At 66.0% G+C, this 21,952-nt stretch carries 15 protein-coding genes; 10 read left to right on the top strand and 5 right to left on the bottom strand.

The features are described 5' to 3' along the window. The 3 genes from FRC96_RS02895 to FRC96_RS02885 all read left to right on the top strand — a co-directional run. A partial coding sequence (locus tag FRC96_RS02895; protein WP_146972537.1) for a TonB-dependent receptor plug domain-containing protein occupies positions 1–1,482 on the top strand: 1,482 nt, incomplete at its 5' end. Further along, positions 1,482–2,693, top strand: coding sequence for a hypothetical protein (locus FRC96_RS22600; RefSeq protein WP_146972536.1), 1,212 nt, complete (start codon positions 1,482–1,484; stop codon positions 2,691–2,693). The genes FRC96_RS02895 and FRC96_RS22600, both read left to right, overlap by 1 nt. Positions 2,694–2,921: 228 nt before the next feature. Further along, on the top strand, positions 2,922–3,551 hold the full coding sequence (locus tag FRC96_RS02885; protein WP_146972534.1) for a cob(I)yrinic acid a,c-diamide adenosyltransferase: 630 nt from the start codon (positions 2,922–2,924) through the stop codon (positions 3,549–3,551). Positions 3,552–3,602: 51 nt separating this feature from the next. Here FRC96_RS02885 and FRC96_RS02880 read toward each other — a convergent pair whose 3' ends face one another. From FRC96_RS02880 to FRC96_RS02870, 3 genes are all read right to left on the bottom strand, one after another. After that, on the bottom strand, positions 3,603–4,409 hold the full coding sequence (locus FRC96_RS02880; RefSeq protein WP_146972532.1) for a hypothetical protein: 807 nt from the start codon (positions 4,407–4,409) through the stop codon (positions 3,603–3,605). A 183-nt stretch (positions 4,410–4,592) separates the two neighbouring features. Beyond that, positions 4,593–6,731 carry an alpha-glucan family phosphorylase gene (gene glgP, locus FRC96_RS02875; protein ID WP_146972530.1) on the bottom strand — a complete coding sequence of 713 codons (2,139 nt, stop codon included), beginning with the start codon at positions 6,729–6,731 and terminating at the stop codon, positions 4,593–4,595. A gap of 232 nt (positions 6,732–6,963) precedes the next feature. Then, positions 6,964–7,908, bottom strand: a complete 945-nt coding sequence (locus tag FRC96_RS02870; RefSeq protein ID WP_146972528.1) for a diacylglycerol/lipid kinase family protein — start codon at positions 7,906–7,908, stop codon at positions 6,964–6,966. A gap of 562 nt (positions 7,909–8,470) precedes the next feature. On the opposite strand from FRC96_RS02870, the gene FRC96_RS02865 reads away from it, so the two are divergent. From FRC96_RS02865 to FRC96_RS02850, 5 genes are all read left to right on the top strand, one after another. Next, positions 8,471–8,653, top strand: a complete 183-nt coding sequence (locus tag FRC96_RS02865) for a hypothetical protein (protein WP_230469807.1) — start codon at positions 8,471–8,473, stop codon at positions 8,651–8,653. A 469-nt stretch (positions 8,654–9,122) separates the two neighbouring features. Then, positions 9,123–9,293, top strand: coding sequence for a hypothetical protein (locus tag FRC96_RS21705; protein WP_230469806.1), 171 nt, complete (start codon positions 9,123–9,125; stop codon positions 9,291–9,293). Between the two features lie 237 nt (positions 9,294–9,530). After that, the gene (locus tag FRC96_RS21700) at positions 9,531–9,734 is read left to right on the top strand and encodes a hypothetical protein (RefSeq protein ID WP_230469805.1); all 204 of its coding nucleotides are present in this window, start codon (positions 9,531–9,533) and stop codon (positions 9,732–9,734) included. A gap of 313 nt (positions 9,735–10,047) precedes the next feature. Then, positions 10,048–11,682 carry a hydroxysqualene dehydroxylase gene (locus FRC96_RS02855; protein WP_146972525.1) on the top strand — a complete coding sequence of 545 codons (1,635 nt, stop codon included), beginning with the start codon at positions 10,048–10,050 and terminating at the stop codon, positions 11,680–11,682. Between the two features lie 185 nt (positions 11,683–11,867). After that, positions 11,868–14,477, top strand: a complete 2,610-nt coding sequence (locus FRC96_RS02850; RefSeq protein WP_146972523.1) for a response regulator — start codon at positions 11,868–11,870, stop codon at positions 14,475–14,477. A 10-nt stretch (positions 14,478–14,487) separates the two neighbouring features. Here FRC96_RS02850 and FRC96_RS02845 read toward each other — a convergent pair whose 3' ends face one another. Continuing rightward, positions 14,488–15,909: a surface carbohydrate biosynthesis protein gene (locus FRC96_RS02845; protein ID WP_146972521.1), complete on the bottom strand. Its 1,422-nt coding sequence runs from the start codon at positions 15,907–15,909 to the stop codon at positions 14,488–14,490. Next, positions 15,906–17,897, bottom strand: coding sequence for an ABC transporter ATP-binding protein (locus FRC96_RS02840; RefSeq protein ID WP_146972520.1), 1,992 nt, complete (start codon positions 17,895–17,897; stop codon positions 15,906–15,908). Before FRC96_RS02840 ends, FRC96_RS02845 begins: the two co-directional genes overlap by 4 nt. A 362-nt stretch (positions 17,898–18,259) precedes the next feature. Between FRC96_RS02840 and FRC96_RS02835 the strand changes: the two genes are divergently transcribed. Together FRC96_RS02835 and rfbB are read left to right on the top strand one after the other, a co-directional pair. Next, a complete protein-coding gene (locus tag FRC96_RS02835) occupies positions 18,260–20,593 on the top strand; it encodes a glycosyltransferase (protein ID WP_146972518.1) in 2,334 nt (777 codons plus the stop codon). Positions 20,594–20,819: 226 nt separating this feature from the next. After that, complete coding sequence (gene rfbB, locus FRC96_RS02830) at positions 20,820–21,857, top strand: dTDP-glucose 4,6-dehydratase (protein ID WP_146972517.1); 1,038 nt, start codon at positions 20,820–20,822, stop codon at positions 21,855–21,857. Positions 21,858–21,952 lie beyond the last annotated feature (95 nt).

Here is a 21,952-nt window from a genome sequence, read left to right as displayed (position 1 = left end):
GCTGGAAGTTTCGGGAGCGCGGGCGCCCAGGCCGCGCTCGGTGTGGCCGGGCAGCGCGCCGGGCTGCGCCTGCACGCCGGCGTTCGCCGCAGCGAGGGCGATTTTGGCTTTGTGGACAATCAGGGTGTTTTGCAGGCCCGGCGCAACAACGACCACCGGCGTTTTGGTGGCGGAGGCACCGGCGTGCTCAAGGTGGGCGAGGGCGGTGAACTTCGCCTGACCGCCCTGGTGGAGGAGGGCGCCGGGGGGAGCGCTGGCCCCTCGGAGTTTCAGCGCTCCTTTGAGCTGGCGCGGGTCGACGATCATCGCCGCCTTGCCAGCCTGCGCTACACGTTTGAGGGGGAGCGCTGGCAGGCCCACGCTGACCTCGGCGCCCAGGACCGCGCCTACCGCTATGAGAACGCGCGCGGTCATATGACCCTGGAGCATGTGGAGGCGTTCTCGCGCCAGCAGACGGTGGCGGCCACCGGCGGGGCGCGGCTCTTTGCCGGGGCGCATCTTCTGAACCTCACTGGCGAGCTGCGGGCGGAGCGCTATGAGGCCGCCGACGGCGCGTCGACGCTGGGGGCCGGGCGGCTCAACGCGGCGGTGGCGCTCTCGGAGGAGTGGCTGCTGGCCGGCGACGCGCTCAGCCTTGTGGGGGCGCTGCGCGGCGAAGTTCTGCGCGAGCAGGTGTCGGATAGGTCAGTGGATTCAAGGGTTTACATGCCTCTGATCCCGGCCATCGGCGCGATCTGGCGGGCGCATCCGCGGCTGGAGGCGCGCGCCAACCTTGCAAAAACCTTCCGTGCGCCGCACTTCGATGAACTTTATCTTTCGACGGAAGCGGTGCGCGGAAACCCCGATCTTGTGCCGGAGGAGGCGGTGGTGGCGGATGCGGGCCTGCGCCTTCGGCTGGGCTCCGAGGCCAACCCGCAGGCGCTGGAGCTGGGGGCGGCCTATTTTCATAACGCGATCGGGCAGACGATCCTCTTTTTGCCCATCTCCGCCTACGTCTACCAGGCTCAAAACCTCTCCGGCGCGCGCGCCCACGGGGTGGAGGCGACCCTGGGGTGGGCGCCTTTCGGGCGCCTGCGCCTGGATGGAAGTTATACGCTGACGCGCGCCTATCTGACGATCGACCAGGGGGGAAGTCGCGCGCAGCTTCCGCATCAGCCGCGCCACCGCGCCTTTGTGCGCGCGACCCTGGATCTGGCCGGGCTTGTGCCGGCGGAGACGTTCAAAACCTTTCTCAATGTGGCGAGCCTTCAGGCTACGGCGCGTTATCGCAGCCGGGTGCAGCTCGACAACTTTGGCAGTCTGCAGAGCCCGGGGGCGCTGCGCCTGGACCTGGGCGGTCGCGCCAGCCTGGGGGGCGGGCTGGGCGTGAGCGTTGAGGTGCAGAATCTGCTCAACGACCGCCGCGCGCAGGACTTTTTGCAGCGCCCGCTCCCCGGGCGCGCGTTTTTTGTGGCGGTGGAACTTCTGGCCGAAGGGATGTGATGTTTGGTGAAAAGTATAATGTTTTCAGCGGCTTAAGTGTGTGTGTTCTGGCGTTGGCGCTCGGGGTGGCGGCCTGCGGCGAACCCCTGGATGAGGTGCAGCCGGCCGGGGAGCTGGTGGAGGTCTGTGAGGAGGGGGGCGCAAGCCATGAGCTTTTTGTGGACGCGCGTCTGAGCACGACCGGGCCGCTGGCCAACGATCTGGCGGTGGGGTCGAGCGGGCTGTGGGTGGTGGAGAGCGGGGCGAATACGCTGAGTCTTTTTGACGTGGAGCGCGAGCGCTACAGCGCGGGGGCGGCGGCGCTGGGCAGCGATCGCAACCCCTATGCCGTGGCGGTGGAGGAGGGGGCGGCGCCTTCGGGGGCGGAGCGGCTGTGGGTGGCCAACTATTCGGCGCATAGCGTGAGCGTGGTCGACGGGGAGACGGGCGACATCATCGCCGAGATGGAGCATGAGGCGCTCAAAAACCCCTCGGCGGTGGCGGTGGGGGAGCGCTACGTGTACGTGGGCAACGTCAATTATCTGAGCGTGGCGGAGGGGTTCGGGGAGGGGAGCGTGGCGGTGATCTCGCGCGACGCGCTGGAGGTGGTCGCGAGCGTGGCGACGGCGTTTAAGAACCCGCACTCCCTCAGCGTGGAAGAGGTCGATGGCCAGGAGGTGCTGGTGGTGAGCGCCGCTGGCGAGGTGGTCTTCGGGGGGGAGGGCGTGACGCTTCGGGGGGAGGCCGGCGTGGAGCTGATGCGCTTTGGCGCCGAGCCGACCTCACCGGCGGTCGCCTCATACGCCTTAGGTCAGCGCGAGGGCTCGGTGGTGGGGGCGCCGGGGCGGCCGGTGCGGGTGCCGGGCACCGATCGTTTGTATTTTAGCAGCGCGACCGCGCCGGTGCTTTTTGCCTTCGATCTTGGCGAGACCCGCTGGCTGCACGACGCCTCAAATCCTGTGGAGGTCTATGCTGCGAGCGGTGATGCCACGCACAGCCTGGCGGTCGATAGCGCCGGGCGGCTGTGGCTGACGGCCTTTAATCAGGACGCGCTCTATGTGTGGGACACCCGCTGCGATACGCTCGCTGCCGGGCCGATTCCCCTGGGGCAGGTCGACGATCTGGTGGAAGGTCCGCAGTCGGTGACGATCGTCGAGGACGCCGAGGGCATCGACGCCTACTACCTGCTCTCCAACGCCAGCACGCTCGGACGCGTGCGGGTGCAGTGGTGATCGGGTGCCAGGCGTCCGAACATGAATGTGATCGCAGATCGGGTGCCAGGCGTCCGAACATGCTGGTGCCGAAGATCGGGTGCCAGGCGTTCGTACATGGAGAAGATCGGGTGCCAGGCGTCCGTACATGGAGAAGATCGGGTGCCAGGCGTCCGAACATGAATGTGCATCGAGACGGCGCTGGTTGTGGTCTAAGGTGTTGAAATTATTAAAAAAGAAGAGGTTTGAATGAGCGATGGGCAGAAGCGAGACGACAAAAAATTTCAAGATCCGAATATCGCGATCAACCGCGTGTACACGCGCAAGGGTGACGCGGGGACGACGCGGCTGGTGGGCGGGCAGAAGGTCAAAAAGAGCCACGATCGTATTGAAACCTACGGGACGGTCGATGAGCTGAACTCGGTGGTGGGGGCGGCGCGCCAGACGATCGCCGAGGTCTATGCGGGCCATGAGGGGTTTGAGGGGTTGTCGAAGGTGCTCTTTAAGGTGCAGCACCAGCTCTTCAACCTGGGGAGCGTGCTGGCGACCTTGCCGGAAGATGTGGGGCCGAAGATGCCGCGGGTCGACGCCGACGACGTGGCGGAGCTGGAGGGGCTGATCGATCAGTACAACGAGGAGCTTCCGCCCCTGCGCTCCTTTGTGCTGCCGGGGGGCACGCGGCTCAATGTGGAGTTGCATCTGGCGCGCACGGTGTGCCGGCGCGCAGAGCGTCTGGCGGTGAAGCTGGGGGATAGCGAGGAGGTCGACGCGCAGGCGGTGGCGTATTTGAACCGCCTGAGCGACGCGTTTTTTGTGTTCAGCCGCTGGGCCTCGGTGGCCGCCGGGAGCGATGAGGTGCTCTGGGATCCGAACGTTTAAGCTGGCGTGTGGTGTGGGGGGCCCACGAAAAAACAGCCTGCTAACTAAAAATTAAAAGCTGATGTTGAGGCCGGTGCTGAACGCGGCGCTGATGTTGAGCGCCGGGTCCAGGTCGGTGAGGTAGGCGTGCAGGCGAGGGCGCAGGTAGACGCCGGCGCCGTAGCCGACTTCGATGAGCAGATCGAGGTCGAGGGCGGCGGTGAGCACCTGGCGGTCCGGGTTGACCTCTTCGCCGCGCACGGCGGTGCCCAGGGCCAGCGCCACGTCGTATTGCACGCGCTCTGTGCTGCGCCCGGCCGAGACGAAGAAGCCGCCGACGACCAGCAGCGGGTCGTCGTAGCCGAGCTCGCGCATCCGCTCCTGGTTGACGTCGGTGCGGACTTCAAACAAGAGCATCTCCACGCCTCCGTAGAGGCCGATGGCGATGTCGACGGGCAGCGGTGTGCGCTCGTCGCGGGAGGATGGCTGCACCTTGAAGCGATAGCCCATGCGGGCGTGCAGGATCTCCCAGGCCTGAAAGATGTCGGGGTTCTCGGCGTTGATCGATTCGAGCCAGGGGGTCGAAAACTGGCCGGTGAATTGCTCGCGGGTCAACATGGCGAGGAGGTCGGGGAGCACCATCAGCCCGGGTACGCGCACGTCGATGTGGTATTCGCCGGCCTTATAACGAAAGCCCATATCGGCGTAGCGAAAGAGGTGGGTGTCTTCGGCGCCGAAGAGCGTCTGTCCGTAGAGCCCCACGCGCAGCCCGAAGCGCTCGTGGGAGGGACCGACCAGGCGCACGTTATCGGGGAGGTTTTCAGTGAGGGGAGCGGTCGACTCAGGGGTGGTCTGGGCGTGGGTCGGTGCGGCGATCATGAGGGCGATGAGCCACGTGGAACAGAGCAGCGCCGCTCTCCAGGGTCCGGGGCGGGCGGCGCGTGGTCGCGTTAAACTCTCATTCACCAGAACCATCAGGGTGCCAGGCCAGCATGGGGGACATCATCGCGTTGCCCCCTCGTTCGGTTGCGCAAGCGAGGGGGGGCGCATCGTGGGAGGCATCTAGCGCGGGGCGGCCGCCGAGGTCGCGCCGAGCGCCGGGAGGTAGGCCAGGCGCAGGTAGTCGAGCACCATGCGCCGGGCGTTGTAGCGCCAGCCCAGGCTGAGCATGGCCCACTTCATGCGCGCGATCCAGCCCGCGCGCAGGCCGCGGTGGTCGAGCGCATAATAGAGGGGGAGCACTTCGTCTTCGAGCACCCGGTAGAGCTCCTTTGCGTCAAGGGCGTCTTGCGCTTCGGGGTTGAGAAGCTCGGCGCCCTGCCCGATGGCGAAGCCGTTCTCACCGTCATAGCCCTCGGCCCACCAGCCGTCGAGGATCGAGCAGTTGAGCGCGCCGTTGAAGACGGCCTTCTGGCCGCTGGTGCCGCAGGCTTCCTGGGGGCGACGCGGGTTGTTGAGCCAGAGGTCGACGCCCTGGACGAGGTGTCGGGCGATGTTCATGTCGTAGTCGGCCAGAAAGACGACACGGCCGCCGAGGGCCGGGTCGGTGGTCAGCCCGACGATCTTTTCGATGAGCGCTTTGCCAAAACGGTCGGCGGGGTGAGCCTTGCCGGCGTAGAGGATCTGGAGGGGGCGCTCGCTGCTGTGGATCATCGCCTTAAAACGTTCCAGATCGCTTAAGATCAGGTCGGCGCGTTTGTAGGTGGCAAAGCGGCGCGCAAAGCCGATGGTGAGGACGTCTTGATCGAGGCCGCTTCCCGGGCGCACCTGGCCCGGGCCATCGCCGCGGGGGCCGGGCTGGGAGGCCAGACGCGCCTGCACAAAGTCCAACAACTTTGCCTTGAGGATCTGGTGCGTCTCCCAGAGCTCACCGTCATCCATCGCGGCGATTTCTTGCCAGGTCTCGGGGCGCTCCATGCGTGTGTGCCAGGCCGGGCCTAAGTGACGATCGAAGAGGGCGCGCATCTGCGGGGCCAGAAAGGAGGCCACGTGAATGCCGTTGGTGATATGCCCGATGGGCACCTCGTGGGCGGAGCGCGTGGGCCAGAGGTTTTGCCACATCTGGCGGCTGACGCGGCCATGGAGGTTGCTCACCCCGTTGGTGAACTGGCTCATCTTCATGGCGAGCACGGTCATGCAGAAGGGCTCGTTGGGGTCGTCGAGATCCAGGCGCCCCAGACCGTGGAAGGCGCGAAGGTCGAGGTTGAGGCGCTCGCGAAGATCGCCCAGGGCCTCGTCGATCATCTCCGGGGCGAAGCGGTCGTGGCCGGCCGGCACGGGGGTGTGCGTGGTGAAGACGGTCTGGCGCGCGACGCGCTCGCGGGCCTCCTCCCAGTCGATGCCCTCCTCGGCCATGCGGCGCGCGCAGAGCTCCAGGGTGGCGAAGGCGCTGTGGCCCTCGTTGAGATGAAAGACCCCCGGGGTGATGCCGAGCTGGGCCAGGGCGCGCACACCGCCGACGCCGAGTAAGGCCTCCTGGCGGATGCGCGTGCGCTGGTCGCCGCCGTAGAGCTGGGTGGTCAGGCGGCGATCGTCAGGGGGATTGAGCTCAATGTCGCAGTCGAGAAGTAAGAGGCGGGTGCGGCCGACGTGCGCCTCCCAGACGTGCAGGCGGATGGGGCGTCCTGCCACCTCCACCTGCACCACCCGGGGCTGGCCGTCGGCATCCAAAAGCTTGCGAATGGGCAGGGTGTCGACGCGGGTGCGGCCGTAGAGCTCGCTCTGGCGGCCCTCCTCATCGAGGGCCTGCTGAAAGTAGCCCTCGGCGTAAAAAAGCCCCACGCCGACAATGGGCACGCCCAGATCGCTTGCGGCCTTGAGGTGGTCGCCGGCCAACACGCCCAGGCCGCCGGAGTAGATGGGCAACGACTCGTGCAGGCCGAACTCCGCGCAGAAGTAGGCCACCGGACGGCGGTGCAGGGGGGCGGCATCCATCAGGGTGGAGGGGCCGCGCTGACGCAGCTCGTCGGCCTGGCGGCGCGCGGCCTGCTGGATGCGGCTTGCCAGCGCGCCGCGGCCGGCGCGCGCCTCGAGCTCCCCGGGCTCAAAGCTCTCGATAAAGGCGATGGGGTTCTGGTGAAGTCGCGACCAGCGCTCGGCGTCCAGCGTCTCGAAGATCTCCCAGATCTCCGGGTGCCAGCTCCACCAGAGGTTCGCGCTCAGGTTTTTCAGGTGTCCGACCAGCTCAAAGGAATCGCTCATGAAATCATGGCTCCAATGGAACGCCGTGAGCTGTCGTCGATGTCGCGTCTACTGCATTGAGAGCACCCCGGGCTGTGTTGCAAAGCCTCGACGATGCTAAAGCATCGCCTGTGTTTTGCGCCGTGCCCGAGTCACTCTCAATCTCGTATCCGTCGACATCGACTTCTGCCCATGGCGTTGGTGAGGCGCGGTCAGGACGGCGAGAGCGCGCGGGTAGGTTGTGGTACCGCGACTATTTGATGATGAGTTCGACGGAGGGGCCCGTGGAGAGGGTAACTTCGCCGGACTGGGCCACGTGCATATCCCCGTCGATGGTGTAGTTGATGGGCTCCGAGGAGCGGAAGATCGCCCGGGAGCTGACCTCGCTGCGAATCTTACGCTCGTCGACGGGCAGGCCAAGACGAATTCTCGGCAGCGCGAGCGCAATGTCCACCGGACCGCCGGTCACGCCGAGCAGATGGAAGGTGTGATCGCGCTCCTGGCAGCGGATAAAGGGCCGAAACCCCAGGCCGATCTGGTCGACGGTGCTGGCGAGCACCGAGGCGTAATCGCGCTCCTCCCACATGCTCTCATCGAACTCGATGCTGGCGTGAAAAGGGCGAAAGAGGCGTTTGGGAAGCTCCCCGCCCACCGGCATGGTAGCCAGCGCTTTGCTCAAGAGCACGCCGGCGGTGGTGGGGCTGGGGTTGCCGGTGGCGTAATACTCTTCGAGAAAGTTGGAGACGATGCCGTTGCCAAAGATAAACCCGTAGCGCTCGCCAGTCTCATCTTCGACCTTGAGGATATCGCGGCGCGTCGTCTCAAAAGGCTGGCCGGTGTAGTACTTCTCGACCAGGTTCGCCAACAATTTGGGCGGCGCCCCGCTGATACCCACGGCGTTGGAGACGGTGTTCATCGTGCCGCCCCGCAAGAGCGCGACTTTCGGGAGCGGCTCGTCGCCGTAGACTTTTATAAAATTGGTCAGGGTGACGTGGTTGGTGCCGTCGCCGCCGTTGAGCGCGAGGATCTCGATGCCGCTCTCTTTGAACTTGCGGGCGACCTCCTCGACGTCTTCGATGCGGTTGGTCAGCTCGTAGGTGTCGTGCTGGCCGAGCATGTAGCCGAGCCGGCGCATCCGCTCGGGGTAGCGGCGGTTACGGCGGCTGTGGGGGTTGGTGATGATTCCGATGCCAGGCATAAGCTTTCCGCGAAAACGGTGAGTGAAAGGGGGGCGCGGCGCGGAGGTTTACGCGGTCGGTCGGAGCGCGGCGCTCAGGAGTCAAACGGCGCGTAAGATAACGATCCGGATAAAGGGTGGCAACGGTGGTGAGCGGGCGCCAACTTTTCGCCGAGCGCCCCAGGACGAATCCAGCGGCGTTGTCCGGGATTCGGTCGGGTTGGGGGGCGCGCGGAGGTGGGGTTTGCGGGTTGTGGTGAGGTGGTTGGGTGGTTGGGTGGTTGGGGGGCGTCGGGGTTTGCGGGGGTTGGTCGATTCGTGCGGGCGTCTGGTGGGATGCGGGTTGTGGTTAGGTGGTTGTGTGGTTGTGTGGTTGAGGGGCGTCGGGGTTTGCGGGGGTTGGTCGATTCGTGCGGGCGTCTGGTGGGGTGCGGGTTGTGGTTGTGTGGTTGGGTGGTTGTGTGGTTGAGGGGCGTCGGGGTTTGCGGGGGATGGTCGATTCGTGCGGGCGTCTGGTGGGGTGCGGGTTGTGGTTGTGTGGTTGTGTGGTTGTGTGGTTGAGGGGCGTCGGGGTTTGCGGGGGATGGTCGATTCGTGCGGGCGTCTGGTGGGGTGCGGGTTCGAGCCCGAGATCGAGATCGAGCCCGAGATCGAGATCGAGCCCGAGATCGAGATCGAGCCCGAGATCGAGATCGAGCCCGAGATCGAGATCGAGCCCGAGATCGAGATCGAGCCCGAGATCGAGAGGGGGGAGGAGGGGAGGTGACCCGGGTCGGAAGGCGTTGCGGGAGCGCGGCGTGGGGGGAGGTGACCCGGGTCGGAAGGCGTTGCGGGAGCGCGCCGCGGGGGAGGTGACCCGGGTCGGAAGGCGTTGCGGGAGCGCGGCGTGGGGGGAGGTGACCCGGGTCCCGGGAGGCACTTTCGCCCTGGCGAAGCTCAAAAAAGGCCCGGGGTGTGGCTCTGGAGGCTCAGCGAAGCTCGAAAAAGGCAGGCGGCAGGGCTGGAGGGGGTGTTCTTCCCACGAAAGGGGTAGAGGGGCTCCGGGGCGCAGGGGTGTCGGAGCCCCTCCGGGGCCGGAGGGGCTCCTGTTTTGGAGGCTTAGCGGCGCTCGGAGACAAGACCGGGTCTTGTTTTGGAGGGTGCGGGTCACCCAAAATGGGTAGGTTCTGGTGGTTTCGGCGCGGGTGTGGGAGGTGCGTGGTCAAAGCATGAGCGGGAAAGTGCGGAGAGATGGCATGGCGTCGGCTGTGCTGCGCGGGGAGCCGAGCGGGGTATCTGCACAAAAATCGCGCCCCGCTTCGGCCTGCTGTGTATGGCATTATGAGATGGCGCGTTTCCGCACGGGCATGGCGGATTTTGCCGCGGAGCTTCGTCGCCAAATGGCCGAGCACACCACCTGGGATTGAGGTCGTCGCGCGGCGCGAGAAGCTGCATGAAGCCACGTGTCTGGCGCTGATGATAATTCTGGCGAGTTTTTCGGTTCTGGAGGATGGCGTGGCGAGCGTGGCGAGGGAGTACATTCTCTCGCCAGTGAGCGAGCAGCAGTCCCGGGTGCTGGAGGCGCAGAGCCGTCATAAGGCCATTGGCGATATCGAGCCGGCGACCGCCCTGGAGAGCGGTGGTCCGGTGAGCCGGCGGCTCCGGTGGCCGGGGAGTCGGAGGAGCTGGCGCCCTCGATCTCGATCTCGATCTGGATCTCGATCTCGATCTCGATCTGGATCTCGATCTCGAACGCGAACTCGATCTGGATCTCGATCTCGGGCTCGATCTCGGGCTCGACCTGGTACTCGTACTCGACCTGGTACTCGGGCTCGATCTCGATCTCGATCTCGTACTCGATCTCGTGAACCGCCCCACGCGCTCACGAACCGCCCCACATCGCGAACCCCCGGCGCCCCACAACCACCCAACCACCCAACCACCCAACCACAGCGCGAACCCGCCAACGCCCGCACAATTCGCCTCACAGCGCGAACCCCCGGCACCTCCCCGGGCGCATCGTCACCCACTTGTAAAAAACCTTTATTGCCCCACTCGGGTGAGGGGGCTAAAGTCGGGGCACTTGTGAAGGAGCAGCAAACGCGCGGCGATTCTCTTCGGTTTTTAGGGCCGGTCGGGCGTGTGTGGTGGTTAACCCTGGTAGTTGCGGATGGGCAGACGATGTCGAAGAAGGTCGTGATCCTCGGTGGTGGTGTCGGTGGGATGAGCGCGGCTCAGGAGCTCGCTGAGCGCGGATTTGATGTGGAGGTCTACGAGCGTCTGGAGGTGCTGGGCGGAAAGGCGCGCAGCATCCCGGTGCCGGGCTCGGCCACCGGCGGTCGCAAGCCCCTGCCCGGGGAGCACGGCTTTCGTTTCTTTCCGAGTTTTTACAAACACACCTTCGATACGATGAAGCGCATCCCCTACGGCACCAACCGCCGCGGGGTGTACGACAACCTCATCGAGACCACGCACGTGATGGCGGCGCGCGAGGGGATGACCGAGATCTCGTTTCCGCTTTATCTGCCCGAGCGCCTCGATGACTGGGAGATGCTCTACCGCCTCATTGTGAAGAATGAGGCCAACATCCCGCGCAGCGAGATGCTCTTTTTTGCGCGCAAGGTGCTGCAGTTTTTGACGGCCTGCACCGAGCGGCGCAACACCGAGTACGACGACCTCACCTGGTGGGATTTTGTGGAGGCCGACGGCAAGTCCGACGAATACGTCGACTTTCTGGCGGTGGGGCTGACCCGCGATCTGGTGGCGATGCAGGCCGAGATCTCGAGCTCGCGCACCGTGGCGCGCATCTATGTGCAGCTGATGCTGGGCATTTTGCAGCCCTGGCTGCACGTCGACAGCATCCTCAACGGGCCGACCAGCCGGGTGTGGATCGATCCCTGGGAGGCGTATCTGACTCAACTCGGCGTGAACTTCCATAAGGGAGCCAGCGTGGACTCCTTTGAGTTCGACGAGGTCAGCGGGCGCATCAGCGGGGTGAACATCACCCAGGATGGCGACACCTTCCAGGTGCAGGCCGACTATTATGTCAGCGCGCTGCCGGTGGAGGTGATGGCCCAGAAGGTCACCCCGAAGATGGGGCAGAAAGACCCGATGTTGGCCACGCTCAATCAGCTGCAGACAGGCTGGATGAACGGGATCTTGTTCTTTTTGAACAAGGATATCGCGCTGAACCACGGGCATATCCTTTATGTGGATAGCCCCTGGGCGCTGACCTCGATCTTCTCGCAAAACTTCTGGGAGGACATCGATCTCGACGAGTATGGCAACGGGGATCTGAAGGGGATTTTGTCGATCTGCATCTCGGACTGGAACAAGCCCGGGGTGATCTACGGCAAGGCCGCACGCGACTGCACCGCCGAGGAGATCAAGGAGGAGGTCTGGGCGCAGATCACAAGCCGCCTCAACGACACCGGCACCATCTACCTCGATCCGGCCGACGTCATCGAGTGGTTCCTCTCGCCGACCATCGACATTCAGCCGGGGCAGCCGACCAAAAACACCGAGCCGCTCTTGCTGAACACGGTCGGCTCGCTGCGCTACCGGCCCGAGGCCGCCTCGCAGATTGAGAACCTCTTTCTGGCGAGCGACTACGTGCGCACCAACACCGACCTGGCGACGATGGAGTCGGCCAATGAGGCGGCGCGGCGCGCGGTCAACGGGATTCTGGGGCGGGAGGGCTGGGTGCTGGGCCTGTGCCGGCTCTATGAGCTGGAAGAGCCGCTGATCTTTAAGCCGGCTCGCGCCCTTGATTACCTGCGCTTTAAGATGGGGCTCCCTCAGCTCGACTATCTCTGAGCCGAGGGGCGGTGCGTGGGCTGGCGAGGCGAAAAAATCTTTCCTTCGCCGGCGCGCCCGCGTAAGCTTGGTGCATCTGAGAATCCCGCAGTACCCCTGCCTCGCCACCCTCTCGGATCGGAGCCCTGGCGAGGTGAAGCTTGCCCGCGCTCTCAGAGCCGCAAGCGACATACGAGGTTGTATCGATGTTGGACGTAGAGTCGGAAGGGTGGATGGAGCAAACCGTGCGGCGCTTTATGCCGAAGGGGGAGCTGGAGGACTCGAACAAGCTTTTTCGGGCCCGGGTGGTGGTGGCGCTCTCGTTTGCGCTGGCGGTCTTTGGTCCGATCTATGCCGCGCTCCTCTATGTGGTCACCGGCACGCGGGCCGAGCCCGTTGCGACGATGCTGGCGACGCTCGGGGTGGTGGCCGGGCCCTTTTTGATGAAGGCGAGGGTGCCGCTGGTGGTGGTGGGCAACTGGCTGACCTTTTGCGGCTACGCGCTCTTTGCCTTTGTGGCGTCCAGGGAGCTGGGCCTGGCGGTGCTGATCTGGCAGGTGGTCTTTGCGATGTTTGCCGCGCTGATCGCCGGCAAGCGCTCCGCGCTCTCCTGGCTTGTGATCATGTCGGCGACGACGGCGTATTTTTACGTCGATCTGATCCGCGGGGCGCCACCGGAGGGGGTGCTGCTTAACACCACGCAGCTGATCTGGGAGATGAGCCTGGTCATCGGCATGTTTGCCGCGGTCATGGTGCTCACGCTGACCTATGAGACGATCAAGGAGTGGGCGATCGCCGAGGTGCGCCGCAGTGAGGCGCAGACCCGGGCGATCTTTGATGCGGCGCCGGACGGCATTTTGACGCTGAGCAGCCGTGGCGAGGTCGGGCGCGCCAACGCGGCGGCGATAGAGCTTCTGGGCTACGAGCATCAAGAACTTCTCAACGTTCCCTTCTTCAAGATGGTCCCCCAGATCGCGCAGTCTTCGCCGACCTCACCGCACGCGGCTGAGGAGGCCTCGCAGGAGGGGCAGGATGAGATCTTTCGTCAGGCGCGGCCGAACCGCGAGGGCATCAGCGCCTGGCTGGGGCGCGGTCATGAGACCGAGGCGCACCGCCGCGATGGGCGAGCGTTCCCGGCGGAGCTGAGCCTGACGCGCATCGATGAGGAGGAGCGCTTTGTGGCGATTTTGCGCGACATCACCGAGCGTCGCGAGTTTCAGGAGAGCCTGAAGATTGCGCGTGATCAGGCCGTGGAGGCCAACCACGCCAAGAGCCGCTTTCTGGCCAACATCAGCCACGAGCTGCGCACGCCGCTCAACGCCATCATCGGCTACAGCGAGCTGATCCTCGATGATCTGCAGGAGCTGGAGAAGGTCGACTCCGCCGATCTTCGCCCCGACGTGTCGAAGATCGGCAAGGCCGGTCGCCACCTGCTCGGGCTGATCAATCAGGTCCTGGATCTGGCCAAGGTTGAGGCCGGCAAGATGGACGTGTATGTCGAGACGATCGACGTACGCGAGCTCATCGAAGAGGTCTCGGACACGATCATGCCGGTGATCTCCAAGAACAAAAATGTGCTGGAGGTCAGCCTCACCCAGGCGCCGCCCACGCTGCGCTCCGACCGCATGAAGTTGCGTCAGGTCTTGATCAACCTGCTCTCCAACGCCTCGAAGTTCACCGAAGAGGGCTCGATCGAGGTGCGCGTGGCGACGATCAGCGAGTCGCACTGCTGCTTTGAGGTGATCGACTCCGGCATCGGGATCGCGCCCGAGAAGCTGGAGGCGCTCTTTGAGGCGTTTCGTCAGGCTGACGACTCGACCACCCGCGAGTACGGCGGCACCGGGCTGGGGCTGACGATCAGCCGTCACTTCGCCGAGCTGATGGGCGGCACCATCGGGGTGGAGAGCGAGATGGGCAAAGGCTCGACCTTCCGCGTGACGATCCCGATGCGCCTCGATGAGGTGAGCGTCGATGAGAATGACGGCGGCGGCGGCGAAGATGGCGCGCTGGTGGGGCTTGAAGAGGACTCCAACATCGACGACGAGCTCGTGGCGCTTCCCGAGGATGCCCCCCGGGTGCTGGTGATCGACGATGACACCACGGTGCATCAGCTGATGACCCGCTACCTGGTCAAGCAGGGCTTTCGGGTGCACACGACCACCGGCGGTGAAGAGGCCCTGGCGCTGGCGCGGCAGGTGCGCCCGGATGTGATCACGCTCGATGTGCTCATGCCGGAGATCGACGGCTGGGATATGCTCAAGCGACTTAAAGACGATGAGGAGCTGAGCGCGATCCCGGTGGTGATGGTGACGATCATCAGCGAGAAGAACCTGGGGATCTCGCTGGGGGCTTCGGATTATCTGACCAAACCGGTGGATCGCCAGGAGCTCTCGCGGGTGCTGCACACCCACGTGAAGGCCCCCGGGGTGGGGCCGGTGCTGGTGGTCGAAGATGACGCGGCGACGCGCGAACTTCTGATGCGCACGATTCGTGGCGGCGGCTGGCAGGTGCTGGGCGCGCGCGACGGGCTGGAGGCGCTCGATACGATCGACGGCGGCATGGTGCCCAGCGCCATTTTGCTCGATTTGATGATGCCGCGCCTCGACGGGTTTGGCCTGCTGGAGCGGCTGCGGCAGCGTCCGGAGGCCGCACGGATTCCGGTGATCGTGTTTTCGGCGGCCGACCTTGATGCGCGTCAGCGTGAGCGGCTCAGCCAGGATGTGACGCGCATCTTAAAAAAGGGCGGCTTTGTGAAGCAGCAGCTGCTCAACGATCTTCGCCAGGCCATCGAGTCCAACGGTCGGCCCTCGCTTTAAGCCGGGCGGCTCAGCGGGGCTCGACGATGATGAGGGCCGGGCTGATCACACGGTGGGAGACGGAGCGGCCGACCAGGGCCTGAACGCGGGCCAGGCGGCGCGCGATGTCGCGGGGATCAAAGCCCGGGAACTTGCCGCGGGCATAGGCGTTGGCCACGCGGTGTCGGGGTGAGAGCGGTCGGGCCAGCGATTTGGTGGCCTCGACGGCGCGGCCGGCGAGCTCTTCGGCCACGATCAGCGCGTCGGAGGGGGGCCGGGCCGGGCGCAGGCCGCGCTGGGCATCGTGGAGGATCTCCATGGCCAGAGGCATCGCTTCGGCGCGGAAGTTATGCAAGAGCGCCAGCGCGCGGGGATCTTCAGGCGCGGCCGCCGGCGGTGCGCCGGCGTGAGTGGCGACCTGCTGCGGCTCGGGAGGTCGGCGAGTGAGCGAGGCGACCGCGTCGAGGACCTCGTCGATGCTGGCGCAGCGCTGCCCGAAGAGGTTGGGCAAAAAGAGGGGCTCGGTGCCGGAGAGCTCTCCCGGGTTGAAGTTGATGACGGGGCGGCCGGCCAGGTGGGCCTCCAGGCCGGTGGTGCAGCCGTCGTGGATCACGCAGCGCGCGGCCAGCAGCCAGGGGGCCACTGCGCCTTCGTGGAGCACATGCACGTGGGGCAGCCCGGCGAAGATGCGCTCGTAGAGCGCCGGATCTTCGGAGGGATGGGGGCGCAGCACGATGGGCTGGTGGCGAAAGCGCAGGCTGAGCTCGTGGACCAGGCGCACAAAGCGGCTGAGCTGCTCGGTCTGGCGTGCCCAGCTCTCGATGGTGCGCCGGCGGCTGGCCGAGTTTTCGGGATCAAAGCCGTTGTAGGCGCTGAACACAAAGTCGCGGCCCATGCGGTTGTTGGTCCGCGCCAGGTTGGTGTTGATCAGGATAAAGTCGCCGTAGCGGTGGCGCTGGCGTGCGGTGTCGGCCTCAAAGTAGGGGCGCCAGCGCGGCAGGTAGAGGTCAAAGCCGGGGTGCCCGGTGGTTCGGATGTGTTCGCTGAGGTGGGGGGCGCGCGCACGGTAGGTGTCGCGCTGAAAGTCGCCCCAGGTCAGCAGGTAGTCGTCGGCGGCCAGGTGGCGCGGGTCGATGCGGCTATGCAGCACCTCGCGCCAGCGATCTTCGGTGCCCGGGTAGACCGCCCCCTCGGTGTCGAGGTGGATGAATCGAAAGCCTCGTGATTTCAAGAGGTTATAGTCGTTCAGGCGATCGGGGAAATGAGGGCGGATGGCGTTTTTTCCAAAGTAGACCCCGTGGTCGAGCAGGCGGCACAGGCGCATCAGCGTCTCGTGCTGGCCGATGTAGATGCGGTTGTGGGCGCGGGCGGCCTGCACCGCCATCGCCAGGCGAAAGTCGAGCTCGCGGTTGATGGTCTCGACCGGGAAAAGAATGGGAATGGGCGCGCTCATTTTAACCTCAGCTGGCGTGCTCCGGGCAGGCTGGAGGGCGGCATCTCGGCGGCCTGAACCATCTGCTGGAAGGTGGGGCAGCGGGCGGCGAGCTCGTCGTAGGTGCCCTGATCGATGAGCCGGCCTTGATCGAGGACAAAGAGGCGATCGCAGTGGCGAACGGTGCTCAGGCGGTGGGCGATGATGATCAATGTGATGCGTCCGGAGAGGCGCTCGATGGCGCGGGTGATCTCGCGCTCGGTGGTGTTGTCGAGCGCGCTGGTGGCCTCATCGAGCACCAGGAGATCGGGGCGGCGGTAGAGGGCGCGGGCGATGCCTAAGCGCTGGCGTTGGCCGCCGGAGAGGCGCACGCCGCCTTCGCCGATCTCGGTGTCCAGGCCCCGGGGTAAGGCGGCGATGGTGCTGGCCAGGCGCGCGTCGTCGAGGGCGCGCCAGACCTCCTCGTCGTCGACGGTAGCGTCGGGCAGGCCGAAGGCGATGTTGCGGCGGATGGTGTCGTCCATCAGGTAGACGGGCTGGGCGATGTAGCCCAGGCTGGCCTGCCATCGGGCGAGCTCGGCGTGGATGTTCTGGCCGTCGACGAGGATCTGGCCCAGGTCCGGGGGGAGGAGCCCCAGGATCAGGTCCACGCAGGTGGTCTTGCCGGCGCCGGAGGGCCCGACGAAGGCGACGGACTGGCCGCGCTCAATGCGCAGGTCGATCGCGTGCAGCGAGGGGACGTCGCTCTCGGGGTAGGTGTAGCTGACGTGATGCAGGCGCAGCTCGCGCTCCAGGGGGCGGGGGTTCTGGCGGGCTTCGGCCAGCGCCCGGCGGCGTCTCTCGGCGTCGCCGACTTCGGTGGATCGGGCGAGCTCTAGAGGGCTTTGCTCAATGTTTTTCGTGACGGATTTATCTGTGAATTCAACATCTTGCGCGTGCTGCGTGGGCGGGGTGTGTGGCGAGGATGCCCTCACACTCGCCGCCAGCTCGCCGGTGCGCAGGGCGTCGAGGTCGGCGGCGATCACCTCCACGCTGGGGCGGAAGTGGCGGATGCTGGTGAGCGCGGCGATGATGCGGGTCAGGGAGGGCATCATGCGCACGGCGGCCATGGCGAAGAGGCCCAGCACCGGTAGGATCTGGGTCAGCGGTTGGCCGCGGGCGATGAGCAGGAGCACCACCAGGATCATGCCCCCCAGGCCCATCGTCTCGATGACGTGGCGGGGGATCTCTTTGATGAAGGAGTGAAAGCGCATCGCGCGGGCGTAGCGGGTGCTGTGCTCGGTGTAGGTGTCCAGAAAGAAGTCCTGCACGCCCAGGAGCTGGGCTTCTTTGACGCCGCCCAGGCCCTGGTTGACCCACTGGATCATCTGCCCGGCGTGGTGCTGCTGGGCCTTGCCGAGCACCGCGGACTTCTGGCGCACCGAGCGGTAGAAGCCGTAACTCACCAGGCCAAAGCTGAGCATAGCGATCGGAGCGATCAGGGGCTCGACGGCGGCCAGCAGGAGCGCGATGACGCCGACGACCATCAGCTCCACCGCCAGCGTGAGCAGGGGGATAACCACGTGCACAAAGCTTAAGCGCACCTCTTCGTTGACGTTGCGCAGCAGCTGGGCGCTGTTGCGGTGCAGGTGAAAGGCGTAGGGGCTGTAGAGGTAGGCGCCGAAGAGGCGGCGAGAGAGACGGACCTGGTTGTCGAAGACGAAACGAAATTTGAGGTGGTACATCAGGCCGAGAACGAGGTTTTTGAGGGTGAAGGTCAGCAGGAGGGCCACACCCGCGGCCATGACCACGCCGTTGGCGGTGGAGACGCCCAGGGTGTTCAAAAGGTCTGCGGCCAGCGGGACGTCGTAGGCGGCGCTCGGGTCGTTGATCAGCGAGATAAAGGGCATGACGATGCCCACGCCCAGGGCCTCAAAGCCGGCGCCGATGAGCATGAGCATAAAGAGGCCGAGGAGCTCTCGGCGTTGGCGAGGGTCAAAGAGCGACCAGATCTGTCGAAGCAAAGGCATGCGTCCCCCCACAGGGCCAGTTCAGGCAATGCAGAAGAAGCTAGGCACCGCCCGGGGGGCGGGAAGGCGGGAGGGCGAGCCCGGTGGCGAGGGAGGTGGGGCGGGAATTCTGAGGTGGAGGCCTTGATAGGGTGGGGCGGGTGTGCAGTTTTCTGTGTGCCGAAGGATATGTGTGGAGGGTTAATTGTCTTTTGAATTCAAAGGCTTAGGTTTTGTCGGGGATCGTCCCGGAGACCTTCTGAGGAGCGGGCGGTTCAGAAGGGACTGATCAGAAGGGACTGATCAGAAGGGACTGATCAGGAGGGACTGATCAGAAGGGACAAGGGGCGGCGATAACCGGGTCGAGCGTGGGGGGTGAAGGGGTGAGTCAACGCAACCATATTGTCTATGTCAGTAGCGACGGGATGTTGGAGCCGCTGGGGACCTCCCAGGTGCTGCGCTATGTGCGTGCGCTGGCCGGTCGCGGGGGGATGCGCTTTACGGTGGTGAGCCTGGAGAAGGCCGCCGATCGGGCCGAGCGCGACGGGGAGCGCGAGGAGGAGCTGGCGCGCAGCCTCGCCGCCGAAGGTATCGGCTGGGAGCGGGGCGATTATGAGGCGCGGGGCGGGCCGGCGGCAGCCGCGCGCAACGTGGCCCGGCTGCGGGCGTTGGTGCAGAAGGTCCGGGCCCGCGGGCCCATCGATCTGGTGCATGCCCGAAGCTATGTGGCCGCCGCAGTGGCACGCAGTCTGGGGCTGAAGTACCTCTTTGACATCCGCGGCTACTGGGTCGATGAGCGCCTGGAGCAGGGACGCTGGTTTGACGGGGCGTTGCGCCTGAAGCTGGCGCGCGTCTGGGAGCGGGACCTCTACCAGCAGAGCGCGGCGGTGGTGAGTCTGACCGCGGAGGCGGCCGACGAGATCAAGCAGGGTAAGTTTGGGCCATGGCCGGTGGATCGGGAGGTGGAGGTGATCCCGACCTGCGTGGACTATGGCGAGTTTGGCCTGGGGGGGCCAGGCGACGCCGGGGTGGTGCCGGCGCCGGTGCGTGAGCGATTGCGCGGGGCGCTGGTCGTGGGCATGGTCGGGGCGATCAGTCAGGCGTACTGCGTGGAGGCCAGTGTGCGCCTCTTTGAGCAGGTGCTGGCGCGTCGCCCCGAGGCTCATCTGCTGTGTCTGACACGGCAGGCCCCGGCGTTGCTGGCAATTCTGGAGAAAGCGCGGCTGGATCCGGCGCGCTACACGATCACCAGCGCGCGCCATGATGAGATGGCCAGCTGGCTGGCGTTGATGGACTGGGGGTTGTTGCTGCGCAAGGTGGAGCCCTCGCACCGGGCGGCGATGCCCACCAAGTTGGCGGAGTTCTTCGCAAGCGGGGTGCGCCCGATCCAGTGGGGGTGCAACCGGGAGGTGCGCCGCTGGGTGGAGCGGGCCCAGAGCGGGGTGGTGCTGGAGGATTTGAGCGAGGCGGAGCTGCGCCGCGCCGCCGAGGTGGTGGCCGCCTCGGAGCGTTGCATGCACACCGCGCTCAAAGCGCGCTGGATGACCCAGGCGCACTTCGATTTAAGCGAGGGGGTCAGGCGCTACGCCGGACTCTACGAGCGGCTCCTGGGGGAGCGTGAGCAGCTGCGGGTGCTTTTTCTGACCGAGGGCAAGACGGTGCCGGCCTCGCGCTACCGGGTGGAGCAGCTGGTGCCGCATCTGGAGGCGCGGGGCATTCGCTGTGAGGTGCGCGCGGCGTACGGGGAGGGGTACAACCGGCTGGGCGATGGGGGGGCGGCGCGGGTGATCAAGCTTGCGCAGAGCTTAAAGCGGGTGCCCTGGGCGCTCTCGGCCTCGGAGTACGATGTGGTGTTTTTGCAGCGCCTGGCGCTTCCCTTCAGCGGGGCGCCGGAGGCGCTGGCCGCGGCGCGCAACCCGCGGGCGATCTTCGATGTGGATGATGCGATCTTTCGCGGGCCTGACGGGGGCGAAGATGCGCGGGGGGCGCGGGCCTTTGAGCAGGCGTGTCGCTCGGTGGCCCATGTGATCTGCGGCAACGAGTACATCGGGGCCCATGTGCCGGCCGGAGTGCCCACGTCGGTGATCCCCACGGTGGTCGATACGCGGCGTTTTCGACCGCCGGCGCATCGCCCCGGCGGCCCGGTGGTGGTGGGGTGGATGGGGACGCGCTCGAACTTCAAAAGCCTGGAGCTGGCCGCGCCGCTCTTAAAGCGCCTGGTGGAGGAGCGCGAGGATGTGGTGGTGCGCCTGATCTCCAACGGGGAGTTTTTGCCCCTCAAGGGCGTCGAGCGCGTGGAGCAGCGCCCCTGGTCGGCACAGCGGGAGGTGGCCGAGTTGCAGGGCTTTGATGTGGGCCTGATGCCGCTGCAGGAGAACCCGGTCACCCGGGGCAAATGCGGCTTTAAGCTCTTGCTCTACATGGCCTGCGGGGTGCCGGTGGTGGCCTCGGCGGTGGGGGCCAACCGCACGATCCTGGAGGGGAGCCGCGCCGGGGTTCTGGCCGAGACGGTCCGGGAGTTCGAGGAGGGGCTGCGCGAGCTCATCGATTCCCCGCAGCTGCGCGTGCGCATGGGCCGGCGAGGACGCCGCCGGGTTGAGGAGCAGTACTCGGTGGAGGCGGTCATCGATCGTTATGTGGCGATCTTGCAGGAGGTGGCCGGGCTGGAGGGGGCTGGCGAAGCGGCCGGCAGATGGTTGCGGGCCGCCGGGGGCTGAGTCTGCGGAACGCGAAGGCGCGTCGCTTGCCGGGGGGCGATGTCAGCGACGCGACCTGACGTCACACGGGGTGCCGAGCATCAGGGTTGGGTGGTGGTGGATGCGAGATGGCGTGATGGCGCGATGGCAGGGATGGATGCTGGAGGTGTTTGAGGCGCGGCCGTCGGCGGCGCCTCCTGAGCGCGACGCGATCCGGCGTCGCGGTGGGTCTTGAGAGGAGGGGAGCATGGAGGCGAACCACCTGTTGGTGACGGGCGGGGCGGGCTTTATCGGCGCGAATCTGGTGCGTTATCTGCGCCGGGAGCATCCGCAGACGCGGGTGAGCGTGGTCGATAAGCTGACCTACGCCGGCAACCGGCGCTACCTCGAGGAGCTGATCGCTCGAAGGGAGGTGCCGCTGATCGTCGCCGACATCGCCGACCGGGAGGCCATGGAGGGCCTCTTTGCCCGGTCGGATTTTGACGGGGTGATCCACCTGGCCGCAGAGTCGCACGTGGATCGCTCGATTCGCGGGCCGGCGGACTTTGTGCAGACCAATGTGGTGGGCTCCTTTGTGCTCCTGGAGAGCGCCCGGCGGGCCTGGGAGGAGCGGGGCATTCCGGGGCGCTTTCTGCATGTGTCGACCGACGAGGTGTACGGAAGCCTCGGGCCTCAAGGAGCGTTTAGCGAGCGTACTCCCTACGACCCGAGCAGCCCCTATTCGGCGACCAAGGCGTCGAGCGATCATCTGGCGCGCGCCTACCATCGCACCTACGGGATGGATGTGGTGATCACCAACTGCTCCAACAACTTCGGGCCCTACCAGTATCCGGAGAAGTTGATCCCGGTGATCATCCGTCGGCTGCGCGATGGCCAGGAGGTGCCGGTGTACGGCGACGGGCGCCATGTGCGCGACTGGCTCTATGTCGAAGATCATTGCCGGGCGCTGAGTCTGGTCTTTGCGCAGGGGGAGTCCGGGCGAAGTTATAATGTGGGCGCGCAGAACGAGTGGACGAACCTCGATCTGGTCTACGCGCTCGGCGATCTGGTGGATCGGCGCATGGGGCGTCCGGCGGGCACCGCGCGGCGGATGGTGAGCTTTGTGCACGATCGTCCCGGCCACGATCGGCGCTACGCGATCGACGCCACCCGCATCCGCAGCGAGCTGGGCTGGGAGCCGCGCTGGAGCTTCGACGAGGCGCTCGCCCACACCGTGGACTGGTATCTGCGCCATATGGAGCGGATCTGGCCCGGGGGGGGATTGTCAGCGGGCAGGCGCGTTTAACTTCATCAGAGCGCATGGCGAGGCGGATGGGATCACCGCGATGCGCGACGCGCATGTTCATAGCCAGACGCGACCTATTCAGCGCTCGCGTTGAC

The sequence above is a fragment of the Lujinxingia vulgaris genome (assembly GCF_007997005.1).
In the GTDB taxonomy this organism is placed as follows: domain Bacteria; phylum Myxococcota_A; class Bradymonadia; order Bradymonadales; family Bradymonadaceae; genus Lujinxingia.
This window is presented reverse-complemented; position numbering and strand designations above follow the sequence as displayed.

What these genes read in the sequence shown, in the direction of transcription:
- FRC96_RS02885 (WP_146972534.1), top strand. Translation starts at nt 2,922, where the DNA reads ATGAGCGATGGGCAGAAGCGAGACGACAAAAAATTTCAAGATCCGAAT.
- FRC96_RS02840 (WP_146972520.1), bottom strand. Translation starts at nt 17,897, where the DNA reads ATGCCTTTGCTTCGACAGATCTGGTCGCTCTTTGACCCTCGCCAACGC.
- FRC96_RS02855 (WP_146972525.1), top strand. Translation starts at nt 10,048, where the DNA reads ATGTCGAAGAAGGTCGTGATCCTCGGTGGTGGTGTCGGTGGGATGAGC.
- rfbB (WP_146972517.1), top strand. Translation starts at nt 20,820, where the DNA reads ATGGAGGCGAACCACCTGTTGGTGACGGGCGGGGCGGGCTTTATCGGC.
- FRC96_RS02845 (WP_146972521.1), bottom strand. Translation starts at nt 15,909, where the DNA reads ATGAGCGCGCCCATTCCCATTCTTTTCCCGGTCGAGACCATCAACCGC.
- FRC96_RS02865 (WP_230469807.1), top strand. Translation starts at nt 8,471, where the DNA reads ATGGTCGATTCGTGCGGGCGTCTGGTGGGGTGCGGGTTCGAGCCCGAG.
- glgP (WP_146972530.1), bottom strand. Translation starts at nt 6,731, where the DNA reads ATGAGCGATTCCTTTGAGCTGGTCGGACACCTGAAAAACCTGAGCGCG.
- FRC96_RS02870 (WP_146972528.1), bottom strand. Translation starts at nt 7,908, where the DNA reads ATGCCTGGCATCGGAATCATCACCAACCCCCACAGCCGCCGTAACCGC.
- FRC96_RS21705 (WP_230469806.1), top strand. Translation starts at nt 9,123, where the DNA reads ATGGCGTCGGCTGTGCTGCGCGGGGAGCCGAGCGGGGTATCTGCACAA.
- FRC96_RS22600 (WP_146972536.1), top strand. Translation starts at nt 1,482, where the DNA reads ATGTTTGGTGAAAAGTATAATGTTTTCAGCGGCTTAAGTGTGTGTGTT.
- FRC96_RS02850 (WP_146972523.1), top strand. Translation starts at nt 11,868, where the DNA reads ATGTTGGACGTAGAGTCGGAAGGGTGGATGGAGCAAACCGTGCGGCGC.
- FRC96_RS02880 (WP_146972532.1), bottom strand. Translation starts at nt 4,409, where the DNA reads ATGATCGCCGCACCGACCCACGCCCAGACCACCCCTGAGTCGACCGCT.